Below are 18,489 nucleotides of genomic sequence, written 5' to 3' on the forward strand. Positions count from 1 at the left end.
GGTAATTTTGACGGCGCAAGGTAGCCTATGGTACGATCAGCCCAATCAATCATAAATTGCTGTTCAAATGTTGTGCAAACAGTTGGGGGAAATCCGGTGCAAATCCGGTGCAGTCCACGCTACGGTAAGCCTTTGGCCAAGCCCGAATACCCATTGAATAGTTGATTTCTGGGTTGGCTTGCGTTGGCACAAGCACAACCAACGCGTTGTTATCTGTTCCTTAGCCAACTGGCTAAGGTTTTTTTTGATTTAGGAGGCACACATGCTCCCTCGAGCAGCCATCCATCGTTGGTTATTGGTTTTAGTGGCGCTATTCGTAGCAATGCCAGCAGCAGCCCAAGCGCCAACCGAAGGCGCAAAAGCTGGTGCGTGGATTGTCACTCAAGCTCAGGCCGATGGCAGTTTTCCTGGCTTTGGTTTGGGCGAAACCGCCGATGCAGTTTATGCCTTGAAGGCAACTGGTTTGAAAGTTGACCTCAACGTTCAAAGCTTTATCGAAAAAAATGCTAGTGCAATCGCGGCCAAACCTGGGATTGCCGCCAAGTTTGTGTTAGCCGAATTGTTGCTGGGCTACAATCCTCGCGCCGTTGCAGGTGTTGATTTGGTCGCTGCTGTGAATGGCAGCTACAAAGCCGATAGTGGCATGTATGGTGGCGATGTTACAACCCATGCGTTGGCGTTGTTGGCCTTGAATGCGGCAGGTGCGCCAGTCGAAAATAAAGCGATCAACACCTTAAATTCAGTCCAAATTGCCGATGGATCATGGTCGTTTACTGGCGATACAACTGCTGGTGCTGGCGATACCAATACCACAGCTTTGGTCGTTCAAGCCTTAGTCGCGGTTGGTCAAGGCAAGAGCGAAGTTGTTACCAAGGCGATGGGCTACTTGCAAAGCCAACAAAATAGCGATGGTGGTTTTCCTTACTCGAAGGATTCAAGCTATGGTAGCGCCACCGATGCCAACTCAACCGGCTTGGTGATTCAAGCAATTGTGGCAACTGGCGGAAACCCAACTGCTGCCCCTTGGGCCACGGCAACTGGCAACCCATTGAGTGCCTTGTTGAGCTTGCAAAATGCCAGCGGCGCGTTCCGCTACGATGCAGCAACGCCCGATGATAATGCCTTTGCGACCTATCAAGCTACGCCTGCCTTGTTCTATGTCACCTATCCTTTGACTGCCTTGGTGACAGCACCACAGCCAACTGCTGTGCCAAGCACGCCTGTGGCAACCGCTACCCCCCAACCAAACACCCCAATTACCTTACCCGACACTGGCGTACCTGCGTTGCCATTGTGGCCTGTAGTGATTGTATTTGGATTGGCTTGTATTGTGGCTGGTTTAGGTTTGCGGCGCGTCGCTTAATATTTTATTCCCTCACCCCTTAACCCCCTCTCCCGCCCAACGAGCGAGGGGGAACAGCGAAAAAGCCCCTCGCCCGCCGCAGTGGGCGAGGGGTTGGGGTGAGGGAACTCTTTACCGAATAGGAATAACATTTCATGGGTCGTTTGTTGGTTGTGATAGTTACGCTGGTTTTGTTGCTGCTTGGCAATTTGGCTCAATCAATTGCAGCCCAAGGTGATGGGCATCAATATCATGCAGCGGTAGTCGTGCAATACGCTTCCGGCGCGGTCGATGCCCGTTGTGTTGGCTTCGATCAAGAATCGATCAGTGGCTATGATGCCTTGCTGGCAGCAGGCTTCAATGTGGTTGCCGAAGGCTCCTCAATGGGCGCGATGGTTTGCTCAATCGATAGTGTCGGCTGCGATTATCCCAATGAATCGTGTGCCTGCAAATGCCAAGGCGGCGATTGTACCTATTGGGCTTATAGCCATTTGCTCGATGGCGTTTGGCAATATTCTAAGCTTGGGGCTGGCTCGTATAAAGTGCGCGATGGCGCAGTTGAAGGCTGGGCTTGGGGTGGTGGCAGCGTCGAACGTGGCTCCACGCCGCCAGTGATCAGTTGGGGCGATGTTTGCGCGGCGCAAGCAGCACCTGTGGCGACCGCAATTCCCGCAACTGCCACCAGCGAACCAACCGCAATTCCCGCAACCAATACTTTAGTTCCAGCGACAACCGCTAGCGAACCAAGCATCACGGCTAGCCCAACCACAGCAGCGAGCGCAACGGCAACCCAGTTAGAGCCAAGCGCAACGCCAGCACTCGCAACCCCAACCATTGTGGCTAGCGCAACGACAGTGCCAACTGAGCAGGCCACTGTTGCGCCAATTGCGACCCTGACGATCGTGAGCACCCCAAACATCGATGCCAGCAGTAGCGGCGAATCCATTCCAATCAATTATCTGATTTTTGGTTTGATTTTAGTGGCCTTGGCTGGCGGCGGCATTTGGAAGCGCCAGAGCAAACGATGAGTGCTGAAATCTATCAACCAACCGCTGGCCGTGCCCGCGAGGCTTTGACCAAAACTGCGCCACCAGCGGCCAACAAGGAATGGGTCAGTCCAGTGAGCCAACGGCAGCGCCGCATCGCCCGCCCATGGGAAGGCGGCCATAGTTTGGCGTGGGTGGCATGGCTGGTCGCTGCCTTGGCTTGTATCGGCCAAACCGATCAACCGCTCTATTTAATCTTGATTGGGGCGGTGACTTTGTTGGTTTGGCAGAGTTGCGCCTTGGATAGCCCGTTTCAGGCAGTGGTGCGGGTGATGTTGCAACTTGGAGCGGTGCTATTTGGCTTTAATTTGCTATTTAGCGTGATTACCGCCAGTATGCTGCGCGGCCAAACGGTGCTGTTTGAGTTGCCAAGTTGGCGCTTGCCGCAACTGCTTGGTGGCATTCAACTGGGCGGAATTATCACCGCTGAACAATTGGCAAGTGGCGCTGTGCGTGGGCTACGCTTGTGGACATTATTGCTGGTGGTGGGCACATTCAACGCCTGTGTTAATCATTATCGGTTGTTACGGCGCACACCCCAAGGCTTTTTTCAATTGGGCTTGGTGCTAACCATTGGCTTGGCCTTTGTGCCCCAAACCCTGCTACGCTTGCGGGCAATTCGTGATGCCCAACGTTTGCGCGGCCATCGCTTTCGTTCGTGGCGCGATGCCTTGCCCTTGTTTGTGCCCTTGCTCAGCGGCGGTTTAGAGCAATCGCTAACGCTAGCTGAAGCCATGGAAGCTCGCGGTTTTGGCCGCGCTCAACGTGGTCGCATCGCTGCCTACTGGACATGGCTTGGGTTAGCAGGCGTGTTGCTGGTTTGTGCAGGCATCTGGATGCAGTTTTTCTATGCTAAAGCTAGCTTGGGCGCAATTGTAGCTTGGGTATTGTTGGCACTTGGCTTGATTGCCATGATCAGTTATTGGTGGCAAACCAATCGGCTAATTGTGCGCACTAGCTATCGCCGCGAACGCTGGACAGGCCGAGCCACAGCCATCACGCTTTTGGCGATGGCTGCGCCGCTAGGGTTTTGGCTGGCACAGCGTTCAGGCAGCGCAATGTTTTATCGAATTTATCCCAAATTAGCTTGGCCGCCATTTGAGCCATTGCTGACACTGGCAATATTGGCCTTGCTTGCGCCATTATGGTTCAAGCCTAGCGCTCGCTAAATGAAACAATCGCTTGTAAAATCGCTGGATCATTTGGAATCGTGTATTGGGTCCAATCGTCTTCGACCACAATATTTGGCTGCACACCTGTGGTTTCAAAATTGCTGCCATCGGGCAATTTAAAGCCCTCTTGAGCCACCCACAAGCGTGAGCCATCCTCAAAATTATATTGAAAAATCGTTTCGGTATTGCCTTGGCTGGCTTGACCCAACACCAAAGCGCCGTTAAATTGCAGCGTTCCAGCCAACACCTCAGCATAAGAAGCGCTATCTTTATCGATCAGCACCGCCAGCGGCACTTGATGCAACTGCTCATACAACAAGCCAGGTTTAACATTTAACGGATATAGTTTTTCTTGACTATAGAAATTGCCAACCTCGCCGCTGACAAATTGGCCCAAAATGCCTTCAAGCACGCTGCGCCAGCCACCGCCGTTGGATCGCAGATCCAAAATCAAGCCATCAAGTGGCTGAGGATCGGCGATCAATTTACTGAGTTCGCTGACAACTTGGGTATGCATATCGTCGGCCCACAAACTAGGAATCAGCAAATAGCCAACGGTTGGCGCATTGGGCAAACGACGGCCTGACGGCGTAATTTTGCCAACCACCGCTCGCCGTGTTATCAGCAACTCGCGCGGGTCAGCTTGGGGCGTTTGAATCGTCAGCCGCACTTGGCTGCCTGCAGGGCCACGAATTTGGTCAGCACTCGTAAACGGCTGGCCTTCGACGGCAGTAATTCGGTCGCCACGCATCAAGCCAGCCTCTTGAGCTGGGCTATCGGGAAAAACCAAGGTAATAAAGGCGGCATTTTCTTCGTGAATTGTCAGCACACCGATGCCAACATAGCTATCGGTTCCGCTGGCAACTGCATCTTCATAAACCGCTTCAACTGGTCGGGCAAAGCGCGAATGTTGATCATCGAGTTTGGCGACCATGCCTTCCAGAATTGTATAAAGCGTTTCATCATCGGGCGCAGCCTGCACTTGTGGCTCGATTTCAGTCCGTACGGCGGCCCAATCCACCCCATTAAAATCGGGATACAAATAATGTTCGTTGACCGTTTGCCAAACATTATTGAACAAGGCTAGCCGTTCGGCGGGACTCATCGGCGTAGTCGTGGTTGGTGTGGCTTGGGCTAACTCAAGGGTTGGCGTTGGCTCAAGGCTCGGTTGCGCAGTTGGGCTGGGCAACAAGGTTGGGGTCGCCAAGGCTAGGGGAGCCGTGGTCGCGGTCGAGGTTGGTGGCACAGTTGGCGTGGCCGCCCAAGGCAATTGTGCAGTACAGCTAGCGAGCAATCCAATTCCCAGCAAAAGCAACCAACGATAACGCATAACCACCCCAAATTAAGCATAAGCCGCTGTAAACTGCCCACAAGCAGCCCAGCGGCTTACGGTAGAACGATCGATTTAGACCATCAAGAGCATTTGTTCGACGATTTGGGCAGCTCGTTGCAGTTGCACAATCGGAATAAACTCATCGACCGAGTGAATATTTTCGTAGCCAATCGCTAAGTTGGCAGTTTCGATGCCATTATTGCTGATAATACTGACATCGCTGCCGCCGCCAGTGACCACCAACGAAGGCTCAAGCCCAATCGCCCGAATTGCCTGATTGAGCAATTGCACAATTTCAGCATCGGGGGCTAGCACGCTCGGGCCATAATGTTGTTTGTGTTCAATTTCAACTGTCGCACCAAATTTAGCGGCTGCTTGCTCGAACGCATTGCGCATAATGTGCCATTGGGCATCGAGTTTGGCTTGGTTCCGCGAACGAGCTTCGCCTTTGACCACAACTGAATCGGGGACGATGTTGTTGGCCTTGCCGCCATGGATCGAGCCGATATTGGCGGTGGTTTCGTCGTCGAGCCGACCTAAAGGCATAGCGGCAATCGCATGCGCAGCAACTTCAATTGCGCTGATGCCTTTTTCGGGGGCAACTCCAGCGTGGGCTGAAACCCCAGTAATCGTTGCGGTAAACGAATCGTGGGCAGGCGAACCAATACAAATCGACCCAACATCGCCATTTAAATCGAAAGCGAGGCCTTGTTTGGCTTGCAGCTTGCTATAATCGAGCGCTCGAGCACCATACAAACCAGTTTCTTCTTGCACCGTAAACACCAACTCGATTGCCCGATGCGGCTGACCTGATTCTAAAACCGCTTGAATGCCTTCAAGAAATGCGGTAACGCCCGCCAAATCATCAGCACCTAAAACGGTATCGCCAGCGCTGTAGATATTGCCATCGCGGATGACTGGCTGTTTGCCATGGCATGGCGCAACGCTATCCATATGGGCATTCAACAACAATGGCGAGCCTACACCAGCCAACCGCGCAATCACATTACCAATCGCATCCTGCTCACAGCTAAGCCCCAAGGCTTGGCAGCGCTCAATTAAGTGGGCTGCCATCGCCGCTTCTTCACCAGATGGATTATCGATCCGAACCAAAGTACAAAACGTATCGAGCAGACGCTCTTGATTGATAGCCATGAAAAATCCTTCAAAAAAACGCTTATGGATTGATTTCCAATGCTGCCGACATGACAATCCCTGCCAACGAGCCGCCAACACTGGTGCCTTCGCCGCCATTCTCAACCATCACGGCCACCGCATATTTGGGGTCTTCCAGCGGAGCCAACGAGATAAACCAGGCGTGCGGTGCGCCAAGGGGATTTTCGGCTGTGCCCGATTTGCCGCCAACACTATAACCTGGCACACCAGCTACCGTTGCCCCCGACCAACCTTGCTCAACCACCGCCTTCATCGAAATCCGGATGCGTTGCGAAACCTCGACGCTCATCGGATCGCCGATTTTGCGTGGGCGGGCTTGATACAACTCGCCGCCTTGGGGTGTGGTCACCCGTTCGACCAAGTAGGGCTTCATCATATCGCCGTTATTGCCGATGGCTTGGGTGATCATCGCCATTTCAAGTGGGGTGACCAGCAAGCGGCCTTGACCGTAGGCAGTGTCGGCAATTGCCACGGGCTGGCTCCACCATTCATCGCCATCTTCGCCACCATAGAGTTGGCTGGGCGCTGAAGGCAAATCGGTCAAATCGCCAGTGTCGGGCAATTCATCGGCGGGGTAAATATGAAAACGCCGCGCTTGATCTTCGAGCAAATTGCGCCCATCACTTTGCAAGCGAATGCCATATTGGGCAAAGGCTGTGTTGCACGAAAAGGCATAAACCCCATCAAGCCCAAACTTTTCACCAAATTTCTGGGCGATATAGCCAGCTTCATCATCAACCGCATTGACCACTGGCACACTTACATCCGTTTGTGGAAAAAGCTCGTTGGGGCAGGTGATATCTTCTGGCTTGCCAACCTCAGGGTTATTCAGCACCCCAATTGCGGTTACAGTTTTAAAGGTCGAGCCTGGTGGGTATTGGCCTTGGGTTGAGCGAAAAACTAATGGCCGTGATTCATCGCTGATCAACGAGTTCCAATAATTGACCACTCGATCGCTTTCCGCCGAATAATCTTCGGCATCGAGCCGCAAGGTTAATTGCGAAGGATCAAAGCTGGGCGTGCTGACCATCGCCCGAATTGCTCCGGTTTTGACATCGATTACCACAACCGAACCAACCCGCCCATCGAGCGCTTTGAAAGCTCGATCTTGTAATTGCGCGTTGATCGTTAGTTGCACGTTATTGCCTTCGCGCGGGCGGCTAAACAGCTGATTTTGCAAATTTTGCCAGCTATTGCCCTTGCCCCCAGCCAAATATTCGTTATAGCTACTTTCCAAGCCATACAAGCCATAGATGCTGCTAACATAGCCCAGAGTATGACCAAAGGCTCGCATATCGTATTGATTGGCAATTGGGTAAGTGCGATAGGAACGATTATCAGAAACGATCACATTTTCGGCTAAGGTAACGCCTTGCGAATCGAAAATTGCGCCACGCTTGATTCGATTGGTGCTACGAACTAAGCGAATATTGCTAATAATGTTGCCATCGTCCTCGGCAACCACCCGATTATAAATCTCATCGGCGCGAATCACTTGGGTGCGCAGCAATTGCAGCGTCAACATGGTAAAACCGATAATCATAAACAAAGCTAAGTTTTGGGTTGCAGTATAAATGCCAGTGGCGCGTTGGGTGCGAATCGGCCAAATCGCAAAACCACCCAAGATGGTAGCGATCCATAAACATGGCAACCAATGTTCTTCTTTTGACCATGGCACCATCCCATAGATAATCAAGCCAACCGCGATTAACCCTGCAAGTGATTTCAAGAAACGCTGCATGCGACCGCTCTCCTGTAACCAAAACGTAGTGTCATTATAAAGCTAAATGGGCTAGTCGCAATGAAAGGGGGATGAACGTTAAGCATGAGGGATGAGGGATGAGGGATGAAGAACATAGATCCTATAAGGCTTTTGGCTAAAAAGGAAACTTCGTGCTCTTCGTGCCCTTCGTGGATCAAAAACTCCCGATCGCCGACAACCGATCCCCCATCTTGCGGTACTATAGCTAGCTAGTTGCTCCCAATCGGCAGGCACTGATTTGGCAACTGATTAGCTCGTTGGAATGTAGTAAAGGTGGTGAGTGATGGCAATCGTTAGTTTAATTTTGGTGGGCTTGGTGGCGGTCGAACATATTTATATTTTGTATCTTGAGATGTTTGCTTGGACGCAGCCGCGCACCATGAAATCGTTCGGTTTAACGCCTGAGTTTGCCCAACAATCCAAATCGTTAGCAGCCAATCAAGGCTTGTACAATGGTTTTTTGGCGGCTGGCTTAATTTGGGGTTTGGTGCATCCCACTGTCGAGTTTGGCTTGCAGATTCAACTCTTTTTTGTGCTTTGTGTGGTCGTGGCAGCAATTTATGGTGGCTTGACCGCCAAGCGCTCAATTTTGTTCATCCAAGGTGGCCCGGCGATTGTGGCTTTGGTGGCTTTGCTGATCCACATGTTTGTTTAGTTCCTTAGAAAATCTTTAAGTTTTCTTCATTATTCTTTGGTATGCTGCTTGGGCGGTTTTATGAACAAGGAGGCATTCGATGGATAATGACGATCAACCAGTTGGCCGGATTTTGAGTCGGCGCGAGGTACTCAGGCTGTTTGGGTTGGCTGGTTCGGCGGCGGTCATTGCTGGTTGTAGTACCGAGGTTGTGCCAACTGCGACGACTGTGGCTCAAGCGAGTGCACCAACGGCCACAGCTACCAGCGCCGCAACCAATACAATTGCCGAGGCGGCGACGGCAACTGCTGCCGCAACCAGCACTGCCGAAGTAACCGCAACTAGCGAGGCGGTAGCGGCCTTACCCAGTTGTATTGTGCGGCCTGAGTTAACCGAAGGCCCATATTTTGTCGATGAAAAACTCGAGCGCTCGGATATTCGTTCTGATCCGAGCAACAATGCGGTTAGCGCAGGCACACAGTTGGATATTAATGTTGTGGTGAGCCAAATTGGGGCAGGCACATGTACGGCATTAGCTGGAGCAATTGTCGATTTATGGCATTGCGATGCAGATGGAGTCTATTCAGATGCAACTGACCGCAGTTTTAACACAGTTGGTCAGAAATTTTTGCGCGGTTTTCAACGCACCGATGCCAGCGGTCTAGCCAAATTTACGACAATTTATCCAGGCTGGTATCAAGGGCGAGCGGTACATATTCACTTTAAAATTCGTACCGATGCTGGCTATGAGTTTACTTCTCAATTTTTCTTTGACGAAAGCTTGACTGATGTGGTGCATGCCCAAGCACCATATGTGGCCAAAGGCGTAAGAACCTTGCTCAATGATGGTGATGGCATTTATCAACAAAGCGGCGGCCAAACGATTTTGACGGTTACGCCAAGCGCTCAAGGCTATAGCGCCACCTTCGAGATCGGCCTGCAGATTTAATTACCAAGGGATCAGGGGTTAGGGATATTTGATCCACGAAGGACACGAAGAGCACGAAGGCTCAGTTTTTTGCCGCAGATTGACCTAGATTCATCTGATTCGCTTTCGATAGCTAATCGCCTAATTCCTGACCCCTGATCCCTATACTCTATGTTCTCAATTTCATCCCTCATCCTTTCATATTTTTAACGGGGTTGACATTTCGGTCAGGCTTAAGCATAATTGCCGATGGTATGATCCCGTAGCTCAGGTGGATAGAGCAACAGTTTCCTAAACTGTGTGTCGCGCGTTCGAGTCGCGCCGGGGTCACCAATGTTAAACAACCACGAAGCCTTGATGCTTCGTGGTTTTTGTTTAGGAGTAGGCAGGATGGATCTGAGTCTGTGGGCAAAACTCAATGGAACGTTGATCAATGTGGCGACAGTGGCACTTGGCACAGGTTTAGGTCTAGCCTTGCGTGGACGTTTGCCCGAACGGATGCAAACAGTCATTATGCAGGCCCTGGGCTTGGTGACGATCTTTATTGGCTTATCGATGGCTGGTAGCATGAACAAGGCCGGAGCAACCTTGCAAAGCACGGCCCAAGCAGCTCAGCCAATTGTGGTCGATGGCGTAGTGATCGGTTTAGTTGGCTTGGTAGTTGGTGGTTTGCTGGGCGAGTGGTGGCGAGTCGAGGAGCGTTTGGCGGCGCTAGGCGATTGGCTCAAGGCCAAGTTTCGCGGCAGCGGGCGTTTTACCGAGGGCTTTGTAGCAGCCTCATTACTGTTTTGTATTGGCCCAATGACCTTGATTGGCAGCATTAACAATGGCTTGATCGGCGATGCACAATTGTTGATCATCAAGGCGGCACTCGATGGCTTGGCGGCAATTGCTTTGGCTAGCAGCTTTGGGATTGGCGTGGGCTTTTCGATCTTGATTATTTTGATCTATCAAGGTGGGGTGGCGCTGGCGGCTGGCGCGTTAGCTACGATTTTGCCCAATCCAGCGGTCGATCCACGGGTATTGATCATCACTGGGGTTGGGGGCTTGATGGTGGTTGGCGTGGGCATCAATCTGCTTGACCTGACCAAAATTCGAGTGGCTTCGCTGTTGCCTGCGCTGCTGATGGCTCCGCTGTTTCATTGGCTGATTAGTGTGCTTTAAATTCCCTCACCCCCTAATCCCCTCTCCCACCCGCGAGGCGAGGGGGAATCCTGTGATCATGAAGCTTGGAACGCCCCTCTCCCGCCGCAGTGGGAGAGGGGTTGGGGTGAGGGAACGTTAAAACCTACCCCCGTAAGGGCACATTTTAGGCTTCGTGGAATGGCCAAGCAATTTCCATCAAGGCATCAGGTCCAGGTGGGTTGATCCAGATTTCGCGCGGTGAATCGGAGATCACATAGCCATTGGCCTTGACCCAATCGCTGCCAGCATCGTAGCCCGCCAAAATATGCGGAAACTCACACTGATCGCCGTGCATTGTGACTACTGCAACTTTGCCAGCTGGCAAAATTCGCCCAACTATCTCGCCTTGCGACTCGACAAGCTGATCAACAGGTAAACAAACTTCAATCGGGCCATCATCATCGGCGTTAATCGTGCCGTGAAAAATGCCAAACGCAGAGCCACGCACAACTAAATTATGCTCAGCGGCAAAACGTTCCATCGTGTGGAAGGCATGCGCAATCACATTATCCAACTCGTTAACAAACGTGCGTTTGGTGATGCTGAGAATGGGCTGATCGGCTTGTTGGCGGACAGTTACTTCAAGGCTCATACAAACTCCTTCTTGACGAATTAACCCGAGGATGAGGCTTTGGGCACGACGGGCTTGGATTGCCTGCAACTCGACTGAACGAATGTAGCGGCTGAGCAAAATCTCGGCATCTTTAGCAGAAGCATTAATTAATTGGCGAATCGTGGCGAGCGGCATGTTGATTTGACGCAACATACCAATCAAGCGAGCAGTGGCCAATTGCTCAGCCTGATAATAACGATAGCCAGTCTGTGGATCGACATAGTGAGCCGCTAAGATGCCTAGTTGATCGTACATCCGCAACGCTTTGAGCGATAGTCGAGTTGCTTGGGCAAAGCTACCAATTGAGATACGCTGTTCGTTCATAGCGCTAGTATAGGGTCATCCCCAAGGGCAGACACAAGGGTGAGTTTTGGTGGGCAACAAAAAAGCCGAAGTTGCTTACTTCGGCTTTTGATTTGATCTAAATTGAATGCAGATTTAGCGTTGGCGGGGATTATTTTCAACTGGCACATACACCGGAACCCGTTCGCCATAGCGATAGGGTGGTTGATAAATGCGCCGAGCTGGTTTGGTGCGCACGGCAAACTCTGCGCCGCCAGCAGCAAACGACAAGCCCATAAACAAGGTTGGTGGCACTAGCTCAATCGCGCCAATACTCATACCCTTAACATCGAGCGAGGTTGTAAAAAAGCGTTGAAAAAGTGGGCTTAACCTGGGGGTAAGTGCGCCAGCAATGGTTAATGCCAAGAAAATACTGGTACTTGACAACATATCGAGGAAAGCAACCATGCCAAGGCCGATCGAAGCAACGGTCAGAAAACAAAAGCTCAAGGCTGTTGCACAACGCCGATAAATTGCCATCGAGCGTTCGCCGCGTTGCAGCCGTAACAAACCTTCACGGGCAGCATCGAACAACAACGCCGGATCAATCGCGGCGCGAATGCGAAAGCCTTCGGTTGTTGCACAGCCATCGACCAATTGCGAGCCATAGCGCTCTTCGAGCACATTGACTGTGGCGTGTTCGATTGCGTGATTTCGCCGCACAGCCACACCTTGCCACAATTGATTGAGTTGACGGGGGACATTTAACAATGACCAAATTGGCTGACCGAAGAACCAGAAGATGACTGCCAACGCACCAAATAATCCCGAAAAAATCATTAATCCATGCATAGGCTTTCCTTCCCGTGGCAGTTAACAAGCTGTAAAGTACCAATAAAAGCAGCGTATCACGCCACTGAGTAGCCGTCAAGGCAGACATAAGTACTTTACGTTATACAACCCTATTTGGTTCCGTTCACCCTTGCGAAATTTTCGCGTACAATGGTTGCGATTGTGCTCGGAGGAACCTGTGGGCTATCAATTAACTCCTGAAGTGGTTCGCGGAACCCGTGACCTTTTTGCCGCTGCCGTTCACCAACGTCAGGCGCTGATTCAGACATTAACCGCTACATTTGATCAAGCTGGCTACGACCCAATTGAGTTGCCATTGCTTGAGCATCGTGAGTTGTATTTAAAGAAATCTGGTGATGATCTCATCGCCAAATTGTACCATTGGAATCAAGGTGGCCGTGATTTGGCCTTGCGTCCTGAATGGACAGCCTCGGTCTTACGAGCAGTCATCAGTGGCATGGGCGATGCGCCGATTCCATTACGCCTGCGCTACGCTGGGCCAGTGTTTCGCTATGAACGCCCACGTCGCGCCACCTATCGCCAATTTACCCAAGTTGGCATCGAATTAATCGGTGCACCTGGCCCGTTGGCCGATGCTGAAGCCTTAGGCCTAGCCGTCACTGGATTGCGCGAACTAGGCATTCAGCAATGGACATTAACGATTGGCCATATTGGTGTGATTAAGACGTTGCTGAATAGCCTTGGCTTACCCGAACGAATCACCTCGGCGCTCACCTGGAGCCTTGAACGGATTCGCTCCAAAGGGCTTGATGCGGTTAAACAACAATGGCGCGACGATGACGACGATCTGCCAGTTGATTTAGCCAGCCTAGCCCACCTTGCCGACCAAGATCTTGAGACGCTATTGTTGCGCGTATTACCAAGCCTTGGGGTGCGCCTCGACAGCGGCGGTCGTGAGCCGCAAGCGATTATTCAACGCTTGGTGCGCAAACTGCGCCGTGGCGATGATGCACTTAATCTTGATCGCGCATGGCAGTTGCTTTCAGCCTTGAGCGCTGCCCGTGGCTCTGCCCCAGTTGTGATGCAACAGATGCGCGAGCTTTGCCAAGAATATACGGTTGCACCCGACGCTTTGGATGAGTTGCAAACCAGCTTGACCTTGCTTGAGGCATATGGCGTGCCAGCAGATCAGATTGTGCTGGATTTTGGCATGGGTCGTGGGTTACACTACTACACGGGCCTAATTTTTGAGATCGATGGCGCTGATGGTTTGCAACTCTGTGGTGGTGGCCGCTATGATGATTTAGTTGCGGCGCTTGGCGGGCGGGCGCTGCCAGCAGTCGGTTTTGCCTATGGCCTCGAACGAATCGTGGCGGCAGTTGCACCAGCCGAAATTGACCCAGTTAAGAGCGTATTGGTGGTTGGCGATGATCATGCCTTGGTGATTCAAGCAGCAGCAACCTTGCGCCAACAAGGCTATCGCACCGCTGTCGATTTGCGCCAACGTTCGTATGCGGCAAATTTAAATGATGCCCGTCGGCGTGAAATGAGCCATTTGGCCTTGGTCAGTGCTGATGGCATTCAACTGCGCGATTTAAATGAACAGAAAACCCAATGAGTGTGCTACACTACGCGGAGCATATTAAAAGGTAGGAATGGCAATGTTTGAGCAATTAGATCAAATTGAAAAAGAGGCCGCAGCGGCCTTAGCCAGTGTCCAATCACTTGATGATTTGGCAGCATGGCGCACCCAATGGACTGGCAAAAAGGGCGCGTTGGCCCAAGCCAGTCAATCAATCGGCAAGCTCGACCCCAAAGATCGGCCAGCTTTTGGTCAACGCTTTGGCGCGATCAAGCAAGCCCTGAGCGAACAAGAAACCATTTTAGAAGCACGTTTGCAAAGCGCAGCCTTGCATCACGAACTTGAAGAAGATGCAGTTGACATTAGTTTGCCTGGGCGGGCGGCCAATATTGGTCGTTTGCACCCCAGCACCCAATCGCTGCGCCGAATTCAGCATATTTTTGCTGAAATGGGCTTCCAAGTTTGGGAAAGTCGCGAAGTCGAATCCGATGAGTATAATTTTGAATTGCTCAACATGCCGGCGCATCACCCAGCTCGCGATATGTGGGACACCTTCTATGTGCAATCCGATGATCCCCATCAAAAGGTGGTATTGCGCACCCACACCTCGCCTGGCCAAATTCATGTGATGCGAACCTTGAATCCTGAGCCAATTCGGGTAATTTTGCCTGGCAAATGTTATCGCTACGAGCCAGTCAGCGCCCGCTCCGAGATGATGTTTCATCAAGTTGAGGGCTTGGTAATCGGCAGAAACATTACCATGGCCGACCTCAAAGGTACCTTGGCTAACTTCGCTCGGCGCATGTTTAAGGATGATGTGAAAGTGCGTTATCGACCTTCATATTTCCCCTTCACCGAGCCAAGCGTCGAAGTCGATATCGAATGTTTTATTTGTGGCGGCGAAGGCTGCCGGATTTGCAAAAAGAGCGGCTGGCTGGAAATTCTGGGTGCGGGTATGGTGCACCCAACCGTCTTGCGCAACGGCGGCTATGATCCAACCGAATGGAGCGGCTTTGCCTTTGGGATGGGGCCAGAACGCCAAACCATGCTGCGCTACGACATCGACGACATTCGCTGGTTCTTCTCCAACGATGGTCGGTTCTTGGAACAATTCGGTTAATTCTCCAATCGGCGCTGAATGGCCTCATTCAGCGCCTTGCTTCAATGTCTGCATTACAACGCTTCCGCTACCATTGGCCTTTACTGCTCCTGCTGCTGGTGTATTGCACGCTAGCGGTCTGGTGGAGTACCCGCATTCCCTTGGGCGAAGGCCCAGATGAGCCTGGCCATGCCGAATATGCCTTATTTGTGGCCCGCAACAATCGCCTACCCGACCAGCGTTTAGGCGATGTGCCAGGCGAAGGCCATCAGCCACCACTGGCTTATTGGCTTATGCAACCATTGGCCCGCTCAGTTGCGGTCGAAGATCGGGTGGTGATTCTAGCGAACAATCATCGCTGGATTTGGGCTGGCGGCAAGGAACCAGCCGCCTTTGCTTGGCGCTCAATTGATCGACCACCCTACCAAACTGATGTGCTGGTATGGCATCGTTTGCGTTGGTTTTCAATTGGCTGCGCGGCCCTGACGATTATTGTGGGCTATGCAGTCGGTTTACGTTTGGGCTTGAGCAAAACGTTGGCAAGTTTTGCCGCGAGTTTGTTGGCATTCTGGCCGCAACTGCTGTTTCACTCAGTTCTAGTCTCAAATGATCCATTGTTGTGGTTGTTATGTGCTGGTTTGTTGTGGCTGTTGCTTGAGCCAAATCCTCAGGTTTGGTGGCCATGGGCGGTTGGCGCAACGCTTGGGGCAGCGTTACTGACCAAGCAAAGTGCGGTGCTGCTGATTCCATTGATTGGGCTGCGGCTTTGGCAATTGCGCCGCACAATCAACATTTGGCCTGCGATTGGCGGGATGAGCCTGAGTAGCACTGCGATTGCTGGTTGGTGGTACGTGCGCAATTTGCTGTTGTATGGCGACCCGTTTGGCTTGGGCTTGTACAAAGGCGAATTTAGCAGCCCAACCTTCTCACCATGGAGCTTACACGATTGGGGCGAGGCTATGCATGCCTTGGGCAGTTCGCTGATTGCCCGCTTTGGCTGGATGAGCGTCGCCGCACCGCAATGGCTGTATTGGTTGCTAGCGATTTGGATTGGCCTGGCAATTTTAGGTATTCGCCGTTTACGCATCAATCAATGCTGGCAAATCGCTTGGGCCTTGGTTGGTTTGGCCTTCGCTTGGACATTTGCTTTTGCAGTGTTAAGCGGCCAAGTTGGCTGGCAGGCCCGTTTCTTGTTTCCGGCGGCTCCGGTGGCGGCGTGTGCCTTAGCAATTGGGCTTGAACGCAGCGTCAAAACAGCGGCTTGGCTTCTACCAGCGTTATTGGTAACTATGGCAGTCGGCTTGCCAAATACCGTGATTAGCGCTGCCTACCCCTATCTGGTGGTTGAGCCACAGCCAGAGCGGCCAGTTTTGGCCTTGTGGCGGCCTGATACTGCCAACCCGATTGAACTACGCGGCATTTTGCTGCCACCCACCGCCAAAGCAGGCCAACCATGGCTGGTTAATACATTGTGGCGAGCGGTCGGCAAACAAGATCGCAAATGGTCGTTGTTTGTGCATTTGGCCCAAGTTGGCAGCAAAGATGAAAGCTTTGCCTTCGATGTGCAGCCGCAAGATGGGGTTTGGCATTCGTTGCGCTGGACACCCGACGATTGGTGGGAAGATCTGCTAACGATCAACATTCCCGCCGATTTGGCCGCTGGCGAGTACGAAGTGCGGATCGGCTGGTTTGATGAATTTGGCGATTGGAGCCGCGCCGGCGTTTGGAGCCAAGACGGCATCCTGCTTGGCGATTATGCAGTCGTTGGCAAGGTTATAGTTGAACAGTAGATTTGAATTGAGACCTCACTCGGATCATATGCACAGTCACTGATTAAGCTAAATCCATTGATTATGCACTCAAGTGCACATAATCTGGCACTTAGGTGCTAGCGCAGGCATCTACAATCCAAGCACCGAGGATAGCTTGATTGCGAGGAAATTGTATGACCCGCCAACAACGGCTTACGCTGTATCTTTTGCCAGTGGCGTTTGGGCTGGCGCTGATTGCCGATTTACTAGGTTTGTTCCATCAAACTTGGGGTATTAATTTTGTGCTCTGGACGCTGCTCTCAAGCGGGGCAATCGTTGGCTTGGCATTTAAGCAAGCCCAACCATTAACCAAAGAAACGTGGCTTTGGTTAGCTGTCGCCAATATAGCTAGTTTGGGCTTTGTGCTACGCGATAATAGCGCGATCTTGTTTTGGCTGGGCTTCTGCTGGATCTTGGCCTGGATGCTCATTTTCAGCCAACCCTACCGCACTCATTGGCAATTGGCCTCGATTCGTGGCTGGATTGTCTCGGGTGTGGTGGCAGGATTTGGCGCGGCGTTCGGTAGCTTTGCAGCATCGATCCATTTACCACTGCGGGTTGGGAATTTCACCAGCGCCAAATTACGGCCAATTTTGATTGGGCTAGGCTTAGCCTTACCATTATTGTGTGTGTTTGGTGGCTTGTTTGCCTCAGCCGATGCAGTGTTTGAAAATATCTTCGCAGATTTGTTTAACTGGAATTTGGATTGGCTGTTTGAGCATGTATTTGTGGTGCTGTTTGGCACATGGGCAATTTTAGGTTGTGGCTGGATTTTATTTGCCGCGCCAAAACCTGAGATTTCGTTTGCTGAACGCCCAAGTTTTTTGAACATTGGCAAGATCGAAGTTGGCATCATTTTGGGCTTGCTGAATACGCTTTTTGGCTTGTTTGTGTTGATTCAAATTCGCTATTTATTTGGTGGTGAGCAGCAAATTGCCGAAGGTATTACCTATGCCGATTATGCTCGCCGTGGCTTTTTCGAGCTAGTAACCGTAGCATTGTTGGTCTTGCCAACGCTGTTAGTTGGCAGTTGGCTGAGCGAACAACGGACTGAAGCCCAACCCTTGTTTCGGGTTTTGGCCTTGGTGTTGTTGGTCCAAGTTGGGGTGGTGTTAGCTTCGGCAGTGTCGCGGATGTTGTTGTACATCGATGCCTATGGTTTGACTGAATCACGCATCCAAGCGACGGCTTTGATGATTTGGATTGTGCTGGTGGCCTTGTGGTTTGTGGCAACCGTGCTGCGCCAACGTGGCCAATATTTTGCCAATGGTGCTTTGATTGCGGCCATGCTGGTACTAATTGGCTTGGTTTTGTTGAATCCCAGCAATTTGATTGTGCGCTACAACGCCAGCCATCGCGGCGTAGCTAGCTTCGATGGCTATTACATTGGTAGTTTGGCCGATGATGCTGATGCTGTGCCAGCGATTATCGAGGTGCTCCCTAGCCTGCCTTCGGAGCAAAATTGCCAAATTGCCACGCTCTTATTAGATTATTGGCAAGAAAATGCTGCTGATTGGCGCAGCACCAATCTCAGTCGCAGCAAGGCCCGTGATGCTGTGCTGCAAAATAAACAGCTGTTGACCACCATGAGTTGTCCAATTGATCGCTCAATGTGATCTTGATTGCTGGTGGTAAGTGGTACAATTGACCTTCGCTACCGCCCAAGCGCGGAGCACCAATCAGCTTAATCTGGCAATTGTTGCCAGCAGCA

Annotated in this window: 15 protein-coding genes, 1 tRNA gene and 1 riboswitch; of the genes, 11 read left to right on the plus strand and 5 right to left on the minus strand. The window is 51.7% G+C overall.

Features of this window, described 5'->3' with window-relative positions; all coding sequences use genetic code 11:
• Window positions 1–49: 49 nt before the first annotated feature.
• Window positions 50–170: riboswitch (cobalamin riboswitch) on the plus strand.
• Window positions 171–262: 92 nt separating this feature from the next.
• The 3 genes from ABEB26_RS23060 to ABEB26_RS23070 all read left to right on the plus strand — a co-directional run bounded on the left by ABEB26_RS23060 (window position 263) and on the right by ABEB26_RS23070 (window position 3,557).
• On the plus strand, window positions 263–1,363 hold the full coding sequence (locus ABEB26_RS23060; RefSeq protein ID WP_345724448.1) for a prenyltransferase/squalene oxidase repeat-containing protein: 1,101 nt from the start codon (window positions 263–265) through the stop codon (window positions 1,361–1,363).
• A 134-nt stretch (window positions 1,364–1,497) separates the two neighbouring features.
• Window positions 1,498–2,370, plus strand: coding sequence for a hypothetical protein (locus ABEB26_RS23065; RefSeq protein WP_345724449.1), 873 nt, complete (start codon window positions 1,498–1,500; stop codon window positions 2,368–2,370).
• Window positions 2,367–3,557 (plus strand): energy-coupling factor transporter transmembrane component T, encoded by a 1,191-nt coding sequence (locus ABEB26_RS23070; protein ID WP_345724451.1) that lies wholly within the window; start codon window positions 2,367–2,369, stop codon window positions 3,555–3,557. Before ABEB26_RS23065 ends, ABEB26_RS23070 begins: the two co-directional genes overlap by 4 nt.
• Here the strand turns inward: ABEB26_RS23070 and ABEB26_RS23075 are convergent.
• The 3 genes from ABEB26_RS23075 to ABEB26_RS23085 form a co-directional block, all read right to left on the minus strand.
• Window positions 3,544–4,890, minus strand: coding sequence for a S41 family peptidase (locus ABEB26_RS23075; protein WP_345724452.1), 1,347 nt, complete (start codon window positions 4,888–4,890; stop codon window positions 3,544–3,546). The two genes, ABEB26_RS23070 and ABEB26_RS23075, sit on opposite strands and share 14 nt — an antisense overlap.
• 75 nt (window positions 4,891–4,965) lie before the next feature.
• Entirely contained in the window at window positions 4,966–6,048 is a 1,083-nt protein-coding gene (locus tag ABEB26_RS23080) for a M20/M25/M40 family metallo-hydrolase (protein ID WP_345724453.1), read from the minus strand.
• 22 nt (window positions 6,049–6,070) lie between these two features.
• Window positions 6,071–7,810 (minus strand): peptidoglycan D,D-transpeptidase FtsI family protein, encoded by a 1,740-nt coding sequence (locus ABEB26_RS23085; protein WP_345724454.1) that lies wholly within the window; start codon window positions 7,808–7,810, stop codon window positions 6,071–6,073.
• A 304-nt stretch (window positions 7,811–8,114) separates the two neighbouring features.
• Here ABEB26_RS23085 and ABEB26_RS23090 point away from each other — a divergent pair, with 304 nt between their 5' ends.
• The 4 genes from ABEB26_RS23090 (at window position 8,115) to ABEB26_RS23105 (ending at window position 10,557) form a co-directional block, all read left to right on the plus strand.
• Window positions 8,115–8,486: a DUF1304 domain-containing protein gene (locus ABEB26_RS23090; RefSeq protein ID WP_345724455.1), complete on the plus strand. Its 372-nt coding sequence runs from the start codon at window positions 8,115–8,117 to the stop codon at window positions 8,484–8,486.
• 79 nt (window positions 8,487–8,565) lie between these two features.
• Window positions 8,566–9,414, plus strand: a complete 849-nt coding sequence (locus ABEB26_RS23095) for a dioxygenase family protein (protein WP_345724456.1) — start codon at window positions 8,566–8,568, stop codon at window positions 9,412–9,414.
• Window positions 9,415–9,649: 235 nt separating this feature from the next.
• A tRNA-Arg gene (locus tag ABEB26_RS23100) sits at window positions 9,650–9,726 on the plus strand.
• 57 nt (window positions 9,727–9,783) lie between these two features.
• A complete protein-coding gene (locus ABEB26_RS23105; protein WP_345724457.1) occupies window positions 9,784–10,557 on the plus strand; it encodes a DUF554 domain-containing protein in 774 nt (257 codons plus the stop codon).
• A gap of 145 nt (window positions 10,558–10,702) precedes the next feature.
• Here the strand turns inward: ABEB26_RS23105 and ABEB26_RS23110 are convergent, their stop codons facing one another.
• Window positions 10,703–11,515 (minus strand): MerR family transcriptional regulator, encoded by an 813-nt coding sequence (locus tag ABEB26_RS23110; protein ID WP_345724458.1) that lies wholly within the window; start codon window positions 11,513–11,515, stop codon window positions 10,703–10,705.
• Window positions 11,516–11,629: 114 nt separating this feature from the next.
• On the minus strand, window positions 11,630–12,325 hold the full coding sequence (locus ABEB26_RS23115) for a DUF6391 domain-containing protein (RefSeq protein ID WP_345724459.1): 696 nt from the start codon (window positions 12,323–12,325) through the stop codon (window positions 11,630–11,632).
• 178 nt (window positions 12,326–12,503) lie between these two features.
• On the opposite strand from ABEB26_RS23115, the gene hisZ reads away from it, so the two are divergent.
• The 4 genes from hisZ to ABEB26_RS23135 all read left to right on the plus strand — a co-directional run bounded on the left by hisZ (window position 12,504) and on the right by ABEB26_RS23135 (window position 18,394).
• Window positions 12,504–13,904 (plus strand): ATP phosphoribosyltransferase regulatory subunit, encoded by a 1,401-nt coding sequence (gene hisZ, locus ABEB26_RS23120; RefSeq protein ID WP_345724460.1) that lies wholly within the window; start codon window positions 12,504–12,506, stop codon window positions 13,902–13,904.
• Window positions 13,905–13,941: 37 nt separating this feature from the next.
• Complete coding sequence (gene pheS, locus ABEB26_RS23125) at window positions 13,942–14,988, plus strand: phenylalanine--tRNA ligase subunit alpha (protein ID WP_345724461.1); 1,047 nt, start codon at window positions 13,942–13,944, stop codon at window positions 14,986–14,988.
• A 44-nt stretch (window positions 14,989–15,032) separates the two neighbouring features.
• Entirely contained in the window at window positions 15,033–16,757 is a 1,725-nt protein-coding gene (locus tag ABEB26_RS23130; protein ID WP_345724462.1) for an ArnT family glycosyltransferase, read from the plus strand.
• A gap of 155 nt (window positions 16,758–16,912) precedes the next feature.
• Entirely contained in the window at window positions 16,913–18,394 is a 1,482-nt protein-coding gene (locus ABEB26_RS23135; protein ID WP_345724463.1) for a DUF4153 domain-containing protein, read from the plus strand.
• The last annotated feature ends 95 nt before the right edge of the window (window positions 18,395–18,489 follow it).

Source organism: Herpetosiphon gulosus (genome assembly GCF_039545135.1).
Taxonomy (GTDB): domain Bacteria; phylum Chloroflexota; class Chloroflexia; order Chloroflexales; family Herpetosiphonaceae; genus Herpetosiphon; species Herpetosiphon gulosus.